The sequence below is a fragment of the Chengkuizengella sp. SCS-71B genome (genome assembly GCF_040100845.1).
In the GTDB taxonomy this organism is placed as follows: Bacteria; Bacillota; Bacilli; order Paenibacillales; family KCTC-33759; genus Chengkuizengella.
Map to the genome: position 1 here is coordinate 3,187,505 of NZ_JAZHSH010000001.1, position 22,525 is coordinate 3,210,029.

The window sequence follows — 22,525 nt, forward strand, 5'->3', positions numbered from 1 at the left end:
CTTTTCATCACCCCCCTTCATTTATCTTTATTTAACAGCTACATATTTGACGTTTTTGTTTGGATTTGTTGGAAATCTACTACAATATGTTCATCAGTTTCTTCCTTAACACGAACTAATCCAGTTTTTTCAATTCTTCCCATCAAATGAATGATTGCTTCTTTGGAAACATGTCCACCTAACATTTCTGAAAAACAAAGTTTATTTTCAGTTAATTGCTTATGATCAAAAGGGAGTATTTCCTTTAGTTGCTGCTGCATCCGTTCATAATTTACTTCAATCTGTTTTGAAAGACCGTCACAAGATACTTCCACTAACAGATTTTCACCTGTTTTAAAAGTAACAAATCCTCTTGAATCTACCATACCCTCTTCTTTGTTGATCACAGTATATTCGGCAAGTTGTCTTGCAGAAAACTTCATCCCGTTGTCCATCTCAATGATAGGATTGATCTCAATAACCCCTTTATCCTCATCTTTAGAAGGATCGTTCATAATGTCTTTTATGAAATTGACGTTCACTTCCATGTGCACAGCCATGTTAGGGGTTTTTCCGTTAAATAGAATCAAAGCATTTTTGACTCTTTTCTCCCATGCCAATTCATTATGCAGAGCTCCTTCTTCTAAGTAATAAAATACATCTTCGCCATAAGTAAAACCTTGTTCTTCCAATAGATCAATAAAGGTAGCTTCATAGTATTCTTCTACATTCCCCATATCAACCCAAATGTTAAGCTCTGGTTTTGGTTTATTGATTAGGTCTGTATAAATGGCTCTCTCCCCTACCCAGAATGATGGAGATAAAGCTCCCACCGTTGAAAATACATCAGGATATTCATAGGCCAACCACAACGCATGAACGGCACCTAGGGACGAACCGATAATCGCTCTGTGTTCTTTGGATGGAATGGTTCGATAATGCTTATCTATATAAGGGATGATGGTATTAACTAAAAATTCAGCATAAGTTTTCGCTTGTAAACCATCTGTATTTAAAGAACTTTCTTTGTATGGAATATATTCTTCAGCTCTATGCTCCTTGTCACTATAAATTCCAATTACGATCATCTCTTCTACTAATCCTTTATTTGTTAATTCTTTTAAGGTTTGATCTACTTTCCAACCAATAGATTCGGCAGTGTCGGCAAAAACACTTTGTCCATCATGCATATAAACGACAGGATATATTGTGTCAGTTGTATGGTACGATTCAGGTAAATAAATCTGCATTTTTCTTCCTTCTACTTCAATCGTGAATATTTCAGATTTTAATGGTTGAGAGGTAATCTGCTTGTTATCCACTAAGTTTTCCATTCGTTTTGCAAGTTGCTCAATGGTTGGATTTGTAAATAAATCTCTTAAGGTCAAATGCACTTCAAATTCTTTTTGTAAAATAGCCACGATGGACATGGCTTTTAAAGAATGACCACCCAATTCAAAGAAGTTATGCTGAATGCCGATCCCATTTATACCAAGCACATTATTCCACACAGCTTTAATCTGACTTTCTAATTCATTTCTTGGTGAAACATATTCTACACCTTTCAACATATTTTTGTCTGGCTGTGGTAAAGATTTGCGATCAATTTTTCCATTTGGTGTAAGCGGCATACTCTCTAGTTGTACAAAATGAGATGGAATCATATAATCTGGTAAAGATTGAAGTAAATATTTTCTTAATTTAGCACCAGTTACTTCTGTTCTACACACTATATAGGCACATAATGTATCGTCTCCTGTCCCACCTTTTAAAAGGGTAACTACAGTTTCCACCATTTCTGGATACTTGAGAATTTGCCTCTCAATCTCTTCCAATTCAATGCGGAATCCTCTAACTTTCACTTGATGGTCCATGCGTCCAATATATTCAATGGTTCCATCAGGTTTCCATTTAGCCACATCCCCGGTTAAGTACATTCGACTGTCTGGTTCAAACGGGTTTGAAACGAATTTCTCAGCCGTCAATGCTGGATGATTCAAATACCCTCTGGCTACACCCTCTCCACTGATGCAAAGTTGACCACTCACTCCCATTGGAACGATATTTTGATGTGAATCCATAATATACAATTTCGAATTTGCTATCGGCTTTCCAATAGATATGTTCGTTTCATTTCCTTTAACTAAATACGTTGTCGCATCTACAGTACATTCTGTTGGACCATAAACATTGGTGACCTTCGCATTAGTAAATGTATTTAAAATTTCATTTACCGACTTCAGATTTAGAATATCTCCCCCTATGATGAAATGTTTAAGTTTCCTATTTTCTCTATTTTGCAAAAAGTGACTTATCATATTGAGATGAATAGGTGTACCATCCGAAATATCGATTTGATTCGCGTCATAAAATTCTAGTAATTTCTCTCCACTCACTCTTACATCTTCTGGAACTACATATAATGTATGACCACTTGTTAAAGCTGCAAAAATTTGTTTGACTGATGCATCAAAATAAAATGGTGCAACCAACGCCACATTCAGCTCGTCGCTATACATGGAATAAATCCTTTGATCCAAAGCTATTACTAGATTGTTCACACTATGATGCTCAATCATCACCCCTTTCGGATTGCCTGTTGTCCCTGAAGTGTATAATACATAAGCTAAATCGTTTGAATGATTGATGCTTTTTACATGAGTTGAAGTTCCTTCAAAGATTTCCTTGTTCAATATATCTATGATCTCTCCATTAAACGATAAATCAACACAACATTCTTCTGTCGTTATTAATGCATGACTTTCACTATCCTTCAGCATAAACTCAATTCTCTGTTTTGGATAATCTGGATTAATCGGTACATAAGCACCTCCCGCTTTTAAGATGCCATAGATTCCGATCACCATCTCTAAAGAGCAATGCACCATTAAACCTACCAAGTCATTTGCCTGAATGCCTTTGTTTCTAAGGACTAACGCAAGCTGATTTGCTTTTTCATTCAGTTCTCTGTACGTCAATGACTGACCTTCAAATACTACAGCAACATGATTCGGTGTTTCTTTGACTTGTTCTTCAAACAGCTCATGAATGGTTTTATGTTTTGGATATGCAATATTAGTATTATTGAATTGTACTAATATCTGGTCTTTTTCTTGCTCACTCAGCAACTCTACATCTTTTAGTAATAGTTCAGGTTGGGTAACTACCTGTTCTACTAATATTTTTAAGTGATTAATCATCCTTTCTATCGTTGCTTGTTTAAATAGTTTCGTACAATATTTCACGTTCAATAAAAGTTCGTTATCATCTTCCATGACAGTTAATGTAAGGTCGAATTTGGAAATTTTATTATCCATAGAATACGGTTGGAAACTTAAATCGTTCAGCTTCATTTCCTGCAGTTCCATGTTTAACATATTAAACATGACGTTAAACAATGGATTTCGACTCATATCCCTTGGTAAGTGTAAGTTTTCAATCAAATCTTCTAAAGGATAACTTTCATTTTCTATAGCACGTACCGTGTTTTCTTTTACTTCTGCCAGGAAGGTTTCAAATGACTTACTCCCCACAGGTTTATTTCGTATGGCTAATGTATTGACAAACATGCCTATCGTTGATTCTAGATCTGCATGAGTTCTCCCAGCTACAGGCGCACCCACAATGATATCCTCTTGTCCAGTATATTTTGACAATAAAGTACTATACGTCGCCAGCATAATCATATATACGGTCGTATTCGTATCTTTAGCTAGTCGTTGAACTTTTGACGTGGTCGTTTTATCCAATCTAAAATCTAACTCATCTCCCTCAAAACTTTGCAACATTGGCCTTTCAAAATCGGTGGGTAGATTCAAAACCGGAATCTCATCCTCATACTGATCTAACCAATACTGCTTCTGCTGCTCCATCTCTTCCTTAGCAAACTGCTCACTTTGCCAAACTGCAAAATCTTTATATTGAATATGAAGTTCTGGAAGATTCTCATCTTCATAAAGTGCTATAAAGTCTTGAATCAAAATGTTCATTGAGGTTCCATCTGAAATAATATGATGCATATCTATGCAGAAAAGATATTCTTCTCTACCCATTTCTATAAGACTTACTCTAAACAATGGGGCTTGACTTAAATCAAAAGGTTGAATAAATTGTGAAATTAAAGGTTCTGCTTGCCCTCTTTCCACTTTTTGATAGTCTATCTTTACATCAAGATGTGGATGGATCAGCTGAACCGGCTCTCCTTCTTTCCATTCAAATGAAGTACGCAAACTTTCATGACGAAAAATCAATCCTTTAATTGCTTTTTCAAATTGAGTCTTGTTTAAATCTCCTCTTATCATCATTGCCAAAGGCATGTTATAACTGATATCAGCTCCTTCTAGCTGTTGCAACACATACATTCGTTTTTGTGCTGATGAAACAGGGTATACGTCTCGTGATTCAACCTGTGCAATGGATCCCAAGTCATATGAATCTAATTGTTGCAATCGCTCTGCGAACTGTAAAATGGTCGGATTTTGAAATAGATCCCTCAAACTTACAGATAATTCCATATTTTTATGAATCAATGCAATTAATTGCACGGCTTTTAATGAATGTCCTCCCAATTCAAAGAAGTTGTGTTGAATGCCGATCCGCTCTACCCCAAGAACCGTTTGCCATAATGAAAGGAGTTCATGTTCTAATTCATTCCTTGGTGTTACTACCTCTATCCCTGTGTGAATGTTTCCATCTGGCTCTGGCAAAGCTTTTCGATCCACTTTTCCATTTGTCATTAAAGGCATGTTCTCTAATGGAATGAAATAAGATGGAATCATATAATGTGGCAAGGATTGGGATACGTATTCTCTTATTCCCCCCACTTCCAATGTCTCACTACATACAATATATGCACACAAAGATTTGTCACCTGTTTGATCTTCTATTACAGTCACGATGGTATCTTCGATTTCTTCATGTTTTAAAATCTGACTTTCTATCTCCCCTAATTCAATTCGGAAACCTCTAATTTTAACTTGATGATCCACCCGACCTATATATTCGATCGTTCCATCAGGTAACCATCTAGCTAAATCTCCTGTTCGGTATAACCGTTCCCCATCTTGATAAGGATTGGAAACAAACTTTTCTTCGGTTAGTTGAGAACGATTTAAATATCCACGTGCTAATCCTGCTCCAGAAATACACAACTCACCTGCAACACCGATAGGTTGAAGTTGTTTATCCTCATCCAATATGAGGATGGATGTGTTTCCAATAGGATGACCAATCGTAATCATTTGGTCTTTATTCACTTTTCTTTTGAGTGTAGCCACCACACTGCTTTCCGTAGGTCCATATGCATTCACAATTTCTATATTTTCATTTAATTGATTACTCTTTCTTAACACAACCTCTGTCACTTTTTCTCCACCTAAAATAACCGTCTTTATGGATTGTGTTTCTTCCGCATTCATCACTTCAATCAACGTTGAGTACAAAATTGGAACACTAAACAAACGTGTTACTTTATGTCTATTTATCTTTTCTTTCATCGCAATAGGGTGCTTAGCCTCTTCACCATTTAACAATATGAGCTTAGATCCAGCGAGAATCGGAGCAAAACAGCTAATAACAAATCCGTCAAACGAAAATGAAAACTGCTGTAAATAAACATCAGACTCATTTAATTCAAATTCATCCTTCCACCATAATAACCTGTTTACAATTTGGTGATGCTCTATCATGACCCCTTTCGGGTTTCCTGTTGTACCTGATGTGTAGATCACATATGCCAAATCATCTGCAGCATGACTAACGTGGGAAGAATTCATTTCTCCTTCATACAATGAAGCATCCTTCAAATCTATGAGTTCACCTTTAAAGTCGATCCCGTTTATATATCGCTGCTCGGTTAGCAACCATTTCGTCCCACTATCTTCTAACATATATACAATTCTTTCTTCTGGATAAGTTGGATCTATAGGTACATATGCTGCTCCTGCCTTTAATGTACCTATGATTCCAATGATCATTTCCAAAGAATTGTCGATCATAATCGCCACTAACTCGTTAGTATGAATCCCTTTGTTTCTCAATAAACCTGCTAATTTATTCGCCTTATCATTCAGTTGTTGATACGTCATCTGCTGATCTTCAAACACCACTGCAACATGATTTGGTGTTTTTTGAACTTGCTCTTCAAACAGCTCATGAATCGTTTGATCTTTTGGATATTTCACTGCAGTATCATTAAAGGATACCAATAGCTGATGTTTCTCTTCTTTGGTTAATATGTCAATGTCCTGCAGCAATCGTTCAGGATCGGTAACCACCTGTTCAACTACTCTTTTTAAGTGGTAAACCATCCGCTTGATTGTTTCTTGCTTAAACAGTTTCGTACAATATTCCATGTTGATGAAAAGTCCATCAGCTTCTTCTATTACCGTTAACGTCACATCAAATTTTGAAATTTTGTTTTCCATCGGATATGGATGAAAGCTTATCTGATCTAGTTCCATTTCCTGCTGCTTCATATTCAACATATTAAACATGACGTTAAACAATGGATTTCGACTCGTATCCCTTGGTAAGTTTAAATTTTCAATCAACTCTTCTAAGGGATAGCTTTCATTCTCTAAGGCATGTAATGTATTTTCTTTCACTTCCGATAAGAATGTATGAAAAGGCTGATTTCGATTTGGTTTGTTCCTGATAGCTACTGAGTTGACAAACATTCCTACGATCGGTTCTAAATCTGCGTGATTTCTCCCCGCTACAGGTGAACCTACAATGATATCTTCTTGTCCTGTATATTTGGACAATAAAACCGTATACGCCGCTAGCATAATCATATAAACAGTTGTATTCTTTTCTCTGGCTAATCGGTGAACTTTCGATGTGATCGTTTGATCCAGTTTCATGTCAATATTCTCACCCTCAAAGCTTTGCAGCATCGGTCTTTCAAAATCGGTTGGCAGATTTAATATCGGAACCTCGCCTTCAAACTGTTTTAACCAATACTGCTTTTGCTGTTCCATCTCCTCTTCAGCAAACTGCTCACTTTGCCAAACTGCAACATCTTTATATTGAATATATAAATCTTCTAAATTTATCCCATCATAAAGCTGTGAAAAATCATGCATTAATATGTTCATAGACATCCCATCTGAAATGATATGATGCATATCAAAGACTAGTAAATGTTCTGTTTGATCTATTTGAATTAACTTTACACGAATCAACGGTGCTTGATTTAAATCAAAAGGTTGTATAAATGCGGCTACCAATGCATTTAATTCGTCATTATCTTCAGCTTTCTCATATTGAATCTCAAAGTCTACTTGTTCATGAATTCGTTGAGACAATTCACTTTCTACCATCTCAAAAGAGGTCCTTAAGCTCTCATGTCTGTTTAACAACTTCTTCATCGCACTTTCAAATTGGGTATAATCAAGTTTCCCTTTTATCATCGTTGCAGATGGCATGTTATAACTCGTAGTGCTATTTTCCAATTGTTGCAACACATACATTCTTTTCTGTGCTGACGATGCCGGATAGATTTCCTTTTGTTCAACTTGTGGAATAAAGTTAAATTTAAGATTATCCATCTCTTGTATTCTTTTCGAAAGCTGTTGAACGGTAGGAAATGAAAAAATATCTCTTAACGTTAAATGAATATTCAACTCTTTTTGAACCTTTGAGACAATTTGAACTGCTTTGATTGAATGACCACCTAATTCAAAAAAGTTATGTGTAATGCTGATAGAATCCATTTCCAATACATGTTCCCACAAAGACACAAGTTGACGTTCTAGTTCATTTCTTGGAGCTACATAATCCACACCTTTCCTTTCAATTGCTGTAGGTGCAGGAAGCGCTTTGCGATCCATCTTTCCATTTGGCGTTAATGGCATTTCCTCTAACTGAATAAAGTGGGATGGAACCATATAGTCCGGTAAAAATTTCATTGCATAATCTCTTAATTCAGAAATATTAAAATCTTGATGACTAACTAAATAAGCAACTAACGTTTTGTCATCGGACTCATTTGTATGAACTATGACTACTGCTTCTTGTATTTCAGGATGATTTAATAGCTGATTTTCTATCTCACCTAATTCAATTCTGTAACCTCTTATTTTTACTTGATCGTCTATGCGACCTAAATATTCAATATTTCCGTCAGGCAACCATTTTGCTAAATCTCCCGTACGATACATCCTTTCTCCATGATGATAAGGATGTTTTATAAATCTCTCTTCTGTTAGCTCCGGTTGATTTAAATATCCTCTTGTAACCCCAGCACCAAAAATACAAATCTCACCTGGTACACCAATAGGCTGCAACTGACCATTTTGATCTAAAATAAGAACACCATTGTTTGAATTAGGCTTTCCAATAGATATAAATCCCTCCTCATCAAACGTACACTTGTAATACGTTACACAAACCGTTCCTTCTGTTGGACCATACGTATTGTATACATCAGATTTTTTAAGGTTCGTTATATGATGAGCAACTAGTACGTCTCCACCTGAAATAAATAATCTAACTTGATGGTTTGATAAGGACAAATTAAGTTCGTTTAATAATAACGGCGAACATGAAACAATACTCGTTTGATGAGTCTCAATAAGGTTAGTTAAAATATGAACGTCCATTACATCTTCTTTTTTAACGATCGTTATTTTCCCACCTCTAACTAAGACAGGAAAGATTTCTTCAATCGATGTATCAAATGAAATTGATGCTTGCTGAAGCACATGGTCTTTTTCAGAAACATTAAATTCATTAATAAAAGTGTAGATATAGTTAAGCAAATTTTGATGTTCTACTAAAACCCCTTTAGGCTTCCCTGTTGTACCTGATGTGTAGATAACATAAGCCAAGTCATGAAGTCCATGCAGAGATTTCAAATTATTTTTATTACCTTGATATAATGAAATATCTTCAAGATTTATCACATCGCCATTGATTTGGCATACGTTTATATAATGACTTTGTGTTAACAACCACCTTGTCTTACTATCCATTAATATATGTTCAATTCGCTGCTTTGGATAGGTAGGATCTATTGGAACATACGCTCCTCCTGCTTTTAGAATTCCAATAAGCCCAACAATCATGTCTAGAGAACGATCTACCATGATAGAAACTAATTCATTTGGCTTCACGCCTCTATCTCTCAAAGTATTCGCTAATTGATTCGCCTTTTCATTCAGTTCTTGATACGTCATCTGCTGATCTTCAAACACCACTGCAACATGATTTGGTGTTTTTTGAACTTGCTCTTCAAACAGCTCATGAATCGTTTGATCTTTTGGATATTTCACTGCAGTATCATTAAAGGATACCAATAGCTGATGTTTCTCTTCCTTGGTTAATATGTCAATGTCCTGCAGCAATCGTTCAGGATCGGTAACAACCTGTTCAACTACTCTTTTTAAGTGGTAAACCATCCGCTTGATTGTTTCTTGCTTAAACAGTTTCGTACAATATTCCATGTTGATGAAAAGTCCATCAGCTTCTTCTATTACCGTTAACGTCACATCAAATTTTGAATTTTTATTTTCAAACGGATAAGGATGAAAGCTTATCTGATCTAGTTCCATTTCCTGCTGCTCCATATTCAACATACTAAACATGACGTTAAACAATGGATTTCGACTTGTATCCCTTGGTAAGTTTAAATTTTCAATCAACTCTTCTAAAGGATAGCTTTCATTCTCTAAGGCATGTAATGTATTTTCTTTCACTTCCGATAAGAATGTATGAAAAGACTGATTTCGATTTGGTTTGTTCCTGATAGCTACTGTATTGACAAACATTCCTACGATCGGTTCTAAATCTGCGTGATTTCTCCCCGCTACAGGTGAACCTACAATGATATCTTCTTGTCCTGTATATTTGGACAATAAAACCGTATACGCCGCTAGCATAATCATATAAACGGTTGTATTCGTTTCTCTGGCTAGTTGGTAAACTTTCGATGTGAACGTTTGATCCAGTTTCATATCAATATGCTCACCCTCAAAGCTTTGCAGTATCGGTCTTTCAAAATCGGTTGGCAGATTTAATATCGGAACCTCGCCTTCAAACTGTTTTAACCAATATTGTTTTTGCTGTTCCATCTCCTCTTCAGCAAACTGCTCACTTTGCCAAACCGCAATATCTTTATATTGAATATATAAATCTTCTAAATTTATCCCATCATAAAGCTGTGAAAAATCATGCATTAATATGTTCATAGACATTCCATCTGAAATGATATGATGCATATCAAAGACTAGTAAATGTTCTGTTTGATCTATTTGAATTAACTTTACACGAATCAACGGTGCTTGATTTAAATCAAAAGGTTGTATAAATGCGGCTACCAATGCATTTAATTCGTCATTATCTTCAGCTTTCTCATATTGAATCTCAAAGTCTACTTGTTCATGAATTCGTTGAGACAATTCACTTTCTACCATCTCAAAAGAAGTCCTTAAGCTCTCATGTCTGTTTAACAACTTCTTCATCGCACTTTCAAATTGGGTATAATCAAGTTTCCCTTTTATCATCGTTGCAGATGGCATGTTATAACTCGTAGTGTTATTTTCCAATTGTTGCAACACATACATTCTTTTCTGTGCTGACGATGCCGGATAGATTTCCTTTTGTTCAACTTGTGGAATAAAGTTAAATTTAAGATTATCCATCTCTTGTATTCTTTTCGAAAGCTGTTGAACGGTAGGAAATGAAAAAATATCTCTTAACGTTAAATGAATATTCAACTCTTTTTGAACCTTTGAGACAATTTGAACTGCTTTGATTGAATGACCACCTAATTCAAAAAAGTTATGCGTAATGCTGATAGAATCCATTTCCAATACATGTTCCCACAAAGACACAAGTTGACGTTCTAGTTCATTTCTTGGAGCTACATAATCCACACCTTTCCTTTCAATTGCTGTAGGTGCAGGAAGCGCTTTGCGATCCATCTTTCCATTTGGCGTTAATGGCATTTCCTCTAACTGAATAAAGTGGGGTGGAACCATATAGTCCGGTAAAAATTTCATTGCATAATCTCTTAATTCAGAAATATTAAAATCTTGATGACTAACTAAATAAGCAACTAACGTTTTGTCATCGGACTCATTTGTATGAACTATGACTACTGCTTCTTGTATTTCAGAATGATTTAATAGCTGATTTTCTATCTCACCTAATTCAATTCTGTAACCTCTTATTTTTACTTGATCGTCTATGCGACCTAAATATTCAATATTTCCGTCAGGCAACCATCTGACCAGATCGCCTGTTTTATACATTTTTTGACCTGGTAAAAATGGATTTATAACAAACTTTTCCTTCGTGATGTCAGGTTTATTTAAATAACCTTTTGCCAAACCATCTCCACTGATACATAATTCCCCTAGAACACCTATAGGCTGCAGTTGATTCATTTGATTCAATACATAAAACTGAACGTTTTTAAGTGGTTTTCCTATTGGAACTATATCCTCTGGTTCAGTCATATGACAGTCATAATACGATACAGCAACCGAAGCTTCAGTAGGACCATATGAATTATGCAAACGGATATGAGAATCATGCTCAAACAGACGATGGAATTGCTTCACTAGACTTGAGGTCAACTTTTCCCCTCCGGAAAAAAGTCTTTTCATGGTACGAACTTCAGTCTGTAAATTTTTATTTTCTAGATGGTCAAAAAACAACTGCAACATTGATGGGACAAAGTGTACTGTAGTTATTTTATAACGAGCAATAGCCCTAACAATTAAATTTGGATCTTTTTCATATTCAGGTGAGAGCAAGCAAACTTTTGCTCCAAATAGTAATCCCCAGAACATTTCTAATACTGAGACATCAAATCCAAAAGGAGCTTTTTGTAAAATAACATCTTCTTCATTTAATGAATAATGCATTTGCAATCCATATAGAAAATTGTTAACAGAATGATGTTTTATCATTACACCTTTTGGTCTGCCAGTTGAACCAGAAGTATAAATAACATAAGCTAAATCACTTGCTATACTCATAGAAATTAAATTAGAAGAATCACCAATATAAAAACTGCCTTCTTTTAAATTTATAATCTCACCTGCAAATTGTAGTCGATCCATTAACGAAGTCTCTGACAATAGCACTCGAATTTGACTATCCTCAAATAAATAATTTATTCTTTCTTCTGGATAAGTAGGATCAATCGGAACATATGCAGCTCCTGCTTTTAAAATACCAAATACTCCAATCATCATTTCTAAAGATCGATTAACCATAATACCAACTAAATCAGTCCTACTAACTCCTTTACTTCTTAGAACGTGGGCAAGCTGATTCGCCTTCTCGTTAAGCTCTCTAAAAGTCATTTGCTGATCTTCAAACATAACTGCAATTTGATCAGGCTTTTTCTCAACCTGCTCTTCAAACAGTTGGTGAATGGTTTTGTTATTTGGATATGTTCCTTTTGTTTCATTAAATTCTACTAACATCTGATGTTTCTCTTGTTGAGATACAATGTTAATCTCTCCGAGCGTGATTTCCGGTGTTGTTAAAATCTGTTCTACTAATAAAGTAAAGTGATCCATCATCCGTTCAATAGTCTCTCGTTTGAATAATTTTGTGCAATATTCCAAATTTAATATAAGCTGACCTGCATCTTCAACAATATCCAATGTCAAGTCAAATTTTGATATAGAATTCTTCAGCTTATAAGGTTGGAGGCTTAAACCGTCGAGATCCATCTCTGTTTGTTCCATATTCAACATGTTCATCATCACACTAAACAATGGATTTCGACTCATATCTCGCTGAATTTGCAAATATTCAATCAGTTCCTCTAACGGATAACTTTCATTTTCCAATGCTTTTAATGAGTTTTCCTTCACTTCAACTAGAAAGTTTTTAAATGTCTTATTAACCTCAGGTTTATTTCTCATCGGTAACGTATTTACAAACATTCCCACAATGGATTCAATATCTTTATGATTTCTTCCCGCTACAGGGGAACCCACAATAATATCTTCTTGCCCTGAATATTTGGATAACAATGTGGTAAATGCAGCTAATAAAACCATATAAACGGTAGAATTCGTCGATTGAGCGAGTTGATTTATTTTCCACGTAAACGTTTGATCCCAGCAGAGTTCAATTGCACTCCCTTCAAAGCTTTGAATAGAAGGTCTAGTATAATCTGTAGGCAGATCCAATACTGGAATCTCACCTTTAAATTGATTTAACCAATATTGTTTTTGCTCTTCCAATTGTTCGTTGTTAAACTGTTCTTTTTGCCAAATTGCAAAATCTTTGTATTGTACCTGTAAAGGACTCAGCTCTTCACCTTCATAAAGCTTTGCAAAATCTTGTAATAAAATATTTATGGAAATTGCATCTGAAATAATATGATGTATATCTATGAAAAAGAGATGTTCATCTTTATCTACTTGGATCAAACATACTCTAAACAAAGGTGCTTTCCTTAAGTCAAATGGTTGAATTAAAGATGAAATTTTTGCTTCTAATTGATGTTTTTCTACTTTTGTAAAGTTGACTTGAAAATCAATAGTTGAGCTATCTAAATGAATACACTGCACAGGTTCTCCGTCTACCAAATCAAATGAAGTACGCAAGCATTCATGCCGGTCAACTAAACCAATCATCGCACTTTCAAATTTAGCTCTATTTAATTGTCCCTTCATAGACATAACCAAAGGCATGTTATAGCTAATATCTGCACCTTCTAGTTGCTGTAACACATACAGACGTTTTTGTGCAGAGGATACTGGATATACTTCTCTTTCTTCAATATGAGGAATGGACCATTGGCTAGCATCTAACTTCTGAATCAATTTCACTAATTGTTCAATCGTAGGGTGCGTGAATATATCTGTTAACGTCAATGAAACCTGATGTTCTTTTTGAAGTTTAGAAATCAACTGCACTGCTTTTAGGGATTGCCCTCCTCGTTCAAAGAAATTGTCTCGAATACCTATATTTTTTACTCCTAATATTTCTTCCCATATTGTTGCAAAATTAATTTCCAATTCACTAGTAGGAGCAACATATTGTCCATTTGAGTTTTGATTTTCATTTGGCTCAGGTAATGATTTTCGATCAATCTTTCCATTTGATGTAAGTGGAATCATCTCAAGTTGTATAAAATGGGATGGAACCATGTACGCTGGCAAAGTAGTTAGAGCGTGCTCTCTTAATTCGGATGGATTAAAACGTTTAAGACCAACCACATAGGAACAAAGGAACTTTTCTCCCGTTGAATCTTCTTTAACTACTACAACAGATTGTTCAATTTCTGGATGTTTCAACAGTTGGCTCTCAATTTCTCCCAACTCTACACGATATCCTCTTACCTTCACCTGAAAATCAATCCGTCCTACATAGGTTATGTTTCCATCTGGCAACCATCTTGCTAGATCCCCTGTTCGATACATCCGTTCTCCTGGTACATAAGGATTAAGTCCAAATTTATCTGCAGTTAATTGTGGTTTATTGACATAACCCCGAGCTAACCCTGCTCCAGATATACATAATTCCCCTGGTACTCCAACAGGAACCAACTTGTCATTTTCATCCAATATATGAATATAAAGATTATCTAGAGGTTTTCCAATCGGCACATTTTGTCCAGTTGGTTCATGCATTTCATATTTGTAGAAATTAGAACATATCGTTGCTTCTGATGGACCATACCCATTAATAATCTGCATAGATGGATGAAGCTGCATGTATTTTTCCAACACTTCATCTTTAATCGGTTCTACACCTACTAGCATTTTATTCATACTAATTGGTTTAGACGCTTCTAATAAATAGCTTAATTCTAATAAAATAGTCGGTGGAATATAAGCAAAAGTAATCTTCTCTTCTATAATCGTCTCTTGCAATAAATGAATGTTTAGTGTTTTATGAAAATCAAATAATACTAAACTAGCACCAAATGATAGTGGCAAGAAAATTTCACCTACACTGACATCAAATGATATATTCGTTAAACTTAGACATTGATCTTCTGTACTTATTTGCTTGTTAAATTGATAATAAATCGAGTGTATAAAATTATTTAAGGCATTGTGTTCCACCATGACACCTTTTGGTTTTCCTGTAGATCCAGAAGTATAAATAACATAAGCTAGATCCGTAGACTTAATTTCTATTTCTAAATTACTACTCTCTCCTTCATAATGCTTTGGCTGTTGTATATTAAGGATTTCTCCATCAATAGCTATAAGATCTAAATAATGAGACTGTGTTAATACACATTGAATAGCGCTGTCATCCAGCATATATTGAATTCTTTCTACAGGGTGTGCGGGATCAATAGGAACATAAGCAGCTCCTGCTTTTAAAATGGACATGATACCTATAACTAGTTCCAAAGAGCGATCAGTCATGATACCTACTAAGTCACCCGATTGAACCCCTTTTTCTCTTAATATACGAGCTAATTGATTTGATTTTTCATTCAATTCTCTATAAGTTAACAACTCATCTTCAAATACTACTGCAATTTGATCTGGTGTTTTTTGAGCCTGCTTCTCAAATAACTCATGCATTGTTATATCCTTTGGATATTCCTTAGTCGTATCGTTAAACTCTACCAATAACTGCTGTCTTTCTTGTTCGGTTAAGATTTCTATATCTCCAAGTTTGATATCGGGTTGGGTTACTACCTGTTCAATTAATACTGTAAAGTGAGATATCATTCGTTCAATCGTATCTTTCTTAAACAATTTCGTGCAGTATTCCATATTTAATAAGAGCTCGCCTGCATCTCCAATTACGTTTAATGTCAGGTCAAATTTTGAAATCGTATGCTCCAAAGAATAAGGATGTAAAACTAAACCATCCAGTTCCATTTCATTTTGTTCCATATTCATCATGTTTAACATCACACTAAACAAAGGATTTCGACCTGTATCCCGCTGAATATCTAATTGATCAATCAGCTCTTCTAATGGATAACTCTCATTTTTCATCGCCTGTAGTGAATTTTCCTTCACTTCCGCTAGGAATTCCTTAAAAGGTTTGTTCGCTTTTGGTTTATTTCTCATCGCTAACGTATTCACAAACATACCCACAATAGGTTCAATATCCGAGTGATTTCTTCCAGCTACAGGTGAACCCACAATAATGTCTTCTTGACCAGAATATTTGGATAACAAGGTGTTGAACACCGCTAATAACACCATATAAATAGTAGAATTGGTGACTTGAGCAAGTTGATTGATTTTCGTTGTAAACTTCTGATCTAAGCGAAATTCAAGAGAATTCCCCTCAAAGCTCTGTATAGACGGTCTAGTATAATCTGTAGGCAGTTCCAATACTGGAATTTCACCCACAAATTGTTCTAACCAATATTGCTTTTGTTCTTCTATCTGCTCTGAAACAAACTGCTCGCTTTGCCATACTGCAAAATCTTTATACTGGACATGAAGTGAAGGCAGTTCAATTCCTGCATATAGTTGTGCAAAGTCTTCAACTAAAATATTCATTGAATTTCCATCTGAAATTATGTGATGCATATCGATGAAAAAGAGATATTCATCTTCATCTGTTTGGATCAGATTCACTCTAAACAATGGGGCTGTTTTTAAATCAAATGGTTGAATCAATGATGAGATAATTCCTTCTATTTCATGTTTCTCCACCTTTGTATAACTAATTTCAAAGTTTATATCTGCATGTATTCGTTGAACAGTTTTTTCGTCTATCATTTCAAAAGATGTACGTAAGCTTTCATGACGACTCACTAAACTCTTCATCGCCTCTTCAAATCTTTTGAGGTCTAACTCCCCTTTTATGGTCAGAACTAAAGGCATGTTATAACTTATATCTGCACCTTTAAGCTGCTGAAGTAAATACATCCTTTGTTGTGCTGAAGATAGAGGGTAAACTTCTCTTTCATCAACAGAAGGGATAGTCAAAAAGCTTGAATCTATTCTCTGAATTAGTTTTATTTGCTCCTCAATTGTTGGGTTTGAAAATATATCATTCAATGTTAATAATATTTGCAATTCTTTCTGCAATTTAGAATAAAGTTGAACTGCTTTTAAAGAATGTCCACCACGTTCAAAAAAATTGTCTTCAATTCCAATGTTTTCAACCCCTAATACGTCTTCCCATATGGTTACAAATTGACGTTCTAAATCATTCCTTGGTTCAACATATTCTACACCGATGTGATGGCCTCCATCTGGTTTAGGTAAAGCTTTTCGATCTACTTTTCCACTTAGAGATAAAGGTATTTCCTCTAATTGAACAAAGTAAGTAGGAATCATATAATCTACCAAATAGTTGGATAAAAATTGTTTGATCTCTGTGATGCTTAATTCACTTTTCCCAACTACATAAGCACATAATGATTTATCCCCGACCATGTCTTCTATCTCAATCACTAACGATTCTTGAATCTCTGGATGTTGAAGTAATTGATGTTCTATCTCACCTAACTCAATACGAAACCCTCTAATTTTAACTTGATAATCCAATCTCCCAATATATTCAATTCTTCCATCAGGCAACCAACGAGCTAAATCACCTGTTTTGTAGATCTTTCCTTCCTCTAAATATTCAACTTTTGCAAATTTTTCTTGATTTAATTCAGGGCGATTTAAGTAGCCTCTAGCTAAACCATCACCTGATATGCATAATTCTCCAACCACTCCGATTGGACATAACTTTAAATTCTTATCTAAAATAAAACACTTCACATTATTTAGTGGTCTACCTATCGAGATTTTACCATCTGATTGACTAGGAATATCATATTGAGTTGCATAAATTGTCGCTTCTGTCGGTCCATAAATATTTTTTAATTCTACTTGATCGGTAAGTTGGTAAAAATCATGTACCATTTTATTTGAGACAGCTTCTCCTGCTAAAAATACATATTTCAAAACATTAAATTTATTAATGTTCTCTTTGTTTAATATACTTAACACACTATTGAACATTGAAGGCACAAAATTAATATGGGTTACGTTATATTCTTCAATACTTTTTAATATTTCATATGGATTCTTCTCATCACCTTTTTGTAAAATGGCTAGCTTACCACCAGCCATATAATATCCAAACAACTCTGTGACTGATACATCAAAAGTGAATGCAGTTTTTAATAGATAAGTATCTGTATCTAATAAAGAATATGAATCCTGCATTGATAAAAGTGTATTAACAACACTTTTATGTTCAACTAAAACACCTTTTGGATTACCTGTTGAACCTGAAGTATAAATAACGTAAGCTAATTGATGATTTTTTATATCAATATCTAAATTAGATGTTTCTAGGCTGTATATGCTTTCATCTGCTAGATTTAACAATGCTACATCTTTAAATGAATGGGACATCCATTCTTCTTGCGTTAATATCGTATTTATACCACTATCTTGAATTATAAATTTCATTCTATCTATAGGATATGTGGGATCAATTGGTACGTAAGATCCACCGGCTTTTAAAACCCCATAAATTGCTATGATCATTTCTAAAGATCTATCTACCATAATTCCGACAATCGTTTCAGATTGTATACCTTTTTCCTTTAAAGCTCTTGCAAGTTGATTTGTCCTTTCATTTAGCTCTTTATAGGTTAACTGCCCACCTTCATACATCACAGCAATATTACTCGGTGTTTTAACGACTTGCTCTTCAAATAGTTTATGAATTGTTACATCCTTTGGATATTCCTTAGTCCTATCATTAAACTCTACCAATAACTGCTGTCTTTCTTGTTCGGTTAAGATTTCTATATCTCCAAGTTTGATATCGGGTTGGGTTACTACCTGTTCAATTAATACTGTAAAGTGAGATATCATTCGTTCAATCGTATCTTTCTTAAACAATTTCGTACAGTATTCCATATTTAATAAGAGATCATCTGCATCTTCAATCACGTGTAATGTCAGGTCAAATTTTGAAATCGTATGTTCCAAGGAATAAGGATGTAAAACTAAATCGTCGAGTTCCATTTCATTTTGTTCCATGTTCAGCATGTTTAACATTACATTAAACAAAGGATTTCGACCTGTAACCCGCTCAATTTCTAATTGATCAATCAGCTCCTCTAATGGATAACTCTCATTTTTCATCGCTTGTAGTGTATTTTCCTTCACTTCCGATAGGAATTCCTTAAAAGGTTTGTTCGCTTCTGGTTTATTTCTCATCGCTAACGTATTCACAAACATACCCACAATAGGTTCAAGATCTGAGTGATTTCTTCCAGCTACAGGTGAACCCACGATAATGTCTTCTTGACCAGTATATTTGGATAACAAGGTGGTGAACGCTGTTAATAACACCATATAAATAGTGGAATTCGTCGTTTGTGCAAGTTGATTGATTTTACTTGAAAAAGTTTGATCGAAGCGAAATTCAATTGCGCTTCCTTCAAAGCTCTGAATAGAGGGTCTAGTATAATCAGTAGGCAGTTCCAATACTGGAATCTCACCTGCAAATTGTTCTAGCCAATATTGTTTTTGTTCTTCCATCTGCTCTGAAACAAACTGCTTGCTTTGCCATACTGCAAAATCTTTATACTGGAAATGAAGTGACGGCAACTCTACCCCAGCATATAGTTGTGCAAAGTCTTCAACTAAAATATTCATTGAAATTCCATCTGAAATAATATGATGCATATCAATGAAAAAGAGATATTCATCTTCATCTGTTTGGATCAGGTTCACTCTAAACAAAGGGGCTGTTTTTAAGTCAAATGGCTGAATCAATGATGGGATGATTCCTTCTACTTCATGTTTCTCCACTTTTTTATAATCAATTTCAATATTTATATCTGCATGTATTTGTTGAATAACATCTCCATCGATGATTTCAAACGATGTACGCAAGCTTTCATGACGACTCACTAAACTCTTTATTACGTCATCAAATCTATTAAGGTTTAAGTCACCTTTTATGGTCAGTACTAAAGGCATGTTATAACTGATGTCTGCGCCTTTTAACTGTTGCATTACATACATTCTTTTTTGCGCTGAAGATACAGGGTAGACTTCACCTTCTTCTACTATTGGCATCGATATGAATGTATTACTTTTCAACTTTTGTACTTGTTGTACTAATTGTTCAATTGTTGGATGTGTAAAAATATCATTTATCGTTAGTGAAACTTGTAATTCTTTTTGTAGTTTTGACATAAACTGCACTGCTTTTAAAGAATGTCCACCACGTTCAAAGAAATTGTCTTGAATCCCAATGTTTTCAACACCCAATACTTCTTCCCATATAGTTACAAATTGACGTTCTATTTCATTCGTTGGTGCAATATATTGTCCACTGGCTTGTTGATTCTCATCAGGTTCAGGTAAAGCTTTTCGATCTATTTTTCCACTTGGAGCAAGAGGAAAACTTTCTAATTGTATAAAATGTGACGGGATCATATAGGATGGTAGAGACTTAGTAATAAATTCCCTCAATTCTGTAACTTTAAAATCTCTCAATCCTTCCACATATGCACATAATGTTTTTTCTCCAGCAATTTCTTTCACAAGAACAAGAGTTTGATGTATTTCTGGGTGCTTTGAAAGCTCATTTTCAATCTCACCTAACTCGATCCGAAATCCTCTTACCTTTACTTGAAAATCCATTCGTCCGATATATTCTATATTTCCATCAGGCAACCATCTTGCTAAATCACCTGTTTTATAAATTTTCTTTCCTGCTTCAAATGGATGTTGTATAAACCGTTCCTCTGTTAATGAATTACGATTCAAATACCCTTTAGCTAACCCGTCTCCACCTGTGTATAGCTCACCAACAACACCAATTGGCTGCAATTGACCTGCTTGATTCAAAATGTAAGTTGTTGTATTGCTAGTTGGTCGTCCAATAGGAATGCTGCTTCGTTCACTCACCTCATCAATTTCATGAGTGGTCGTAAACGTTGTGTTTTCGGTTGGTCCATACCCATTTATTATCTTCAGATCTGGATATTTATTGAGTACGTTTCCAACATGTTTCACTGACAATACATCTCCGCCTGTAATCAGTGTCTGCAAATTTTCAAACATCTCAATGTTTTGTTGAGATAGTTGATTAAACAATGGAGATGTTAACCACAATGTAGTAATAGTGTGTTGTGAGATTGCTTCTTTTAATAACTGTGGATTCGTAATCACTTCATCTTTGATCATTATTAATTCTAATCCGTTTAACAAAGCTCCCCATATTTCAAAAGTAGAAGCATCAAAAACAATAGCACCCGTTTGTAAAATGCGCTTTTCTGTTTCAAAATCTAAATAATTTACATTTTGCACTAAACTAACTACATTTTGATGAGTGATCATTACGCCTTTTGGTTTACCAGTAGATCCAGATGTATACATCACGTAAGCTAGATTTGAAGAGAGAGGAATACTCTTGATTTGCTCACTGCTTTCATCATTTAACTTAGGGTCTTCCAGATTGATAATTTCACCATCAAAAGATACATGATCCACATACGACTGCATCGTTAACAACCATCTTGTCCTAGCATCTTCAATCATAAATTTCTTTCTATCTTCTGGATAAGTTGGATCGATTGGCAAATAAGCCCCTCCAGCTTTAAGAATACCAAGCATGCCAACAACCATTTCAATGGAACGATCTACCATTATGCCTACAATATCTTCAGATTGAACCCCTTTCCTTTTCAAAACATTAGCTATTTGATTAGCTCGATCATTAAGCTCTTTATAAGTTAACTTCTTTTCTTCAAATATTATTGCATATTGATCTGGTATTTTTTGAACTAGTTCTTCAAACCGTTCATAAATCATCTTTTCTTTAGGGTAATCTGTTGCCGTATTGTTAAATTCGACTAACAACCGCTTCTTCTCTTGATCAGTTACAACATAAATATCACTCAATAATAGATTTGGATTTTCGATGACTTGAGTTAATACTTCTCTAATATGTCCTATGAACCTTTGCATGGTACCTTTCGAAATTTGATTGCAATTATACTGAACATGCAAACTTAAATCCGTATCACTTTTCTGTATTATCATTTGTGTGTTACTATCTTTTAGATTACTATCAGGTAAGTAATGTATATTTTCATGAAATAAAGTAATTTCAAATGTTTTATCATTTACTAATTTTAAATCTAAATCTTTCACAATCTCACTCAAAGGATAATTCGCATTTTGATAAGCTTCAATAATAGATTTTTGTATGTCTATTACTACATTTTTAAAACTTTTACTAGAATCAAGCTCACTACAAATGGCTGCTAAATGATCCCTATGTCTATCATCATTATTTTTAGTTTTGTCTAAGCCAGTTCCTACTGTAATAAAATCTAATTCGGAATATTTATGAATGCATGTTTTAACCACTGCCATCAAAAATATAAAGGTAAGTTGATCTGAATTTTTACAAACCTTCATAAATTGATTAAATATTTCTCCATCCAATTTCAATTGGACATGATCATATTCTTCATGTGATTGTATATTTGAATCAGAGTAATAAGGCAGATAACGTTCAGGCTTCCACTCAGATAATTTTGTTTTCCAATAATCACGTTCTTTTTTTAACTTTTCACCAAAAATTAACATGGCTCTACCCCTCATCATAA

At 34.7% G+C, this 22,525-nt stretch carries 1 protein-coding gene; it reads right to left on the reverse strand.

Annotation, left to right across the window (positions count from 1 at the left end; genetic code table 11):
• Positions 1–38: 38 nt before the first annotated feature.
• Entirely contained in the window at positions 39–22,505 is a 22,467-nt protein-coding gene (locus tag VQL36_RS15705) for a non-ribosomal peptide synthase/polyketide synthase (protein WP_349250227.1), read from the reverse strand.
• Positions 22,506–22,525: the final 20 nt, after the last annotated feature.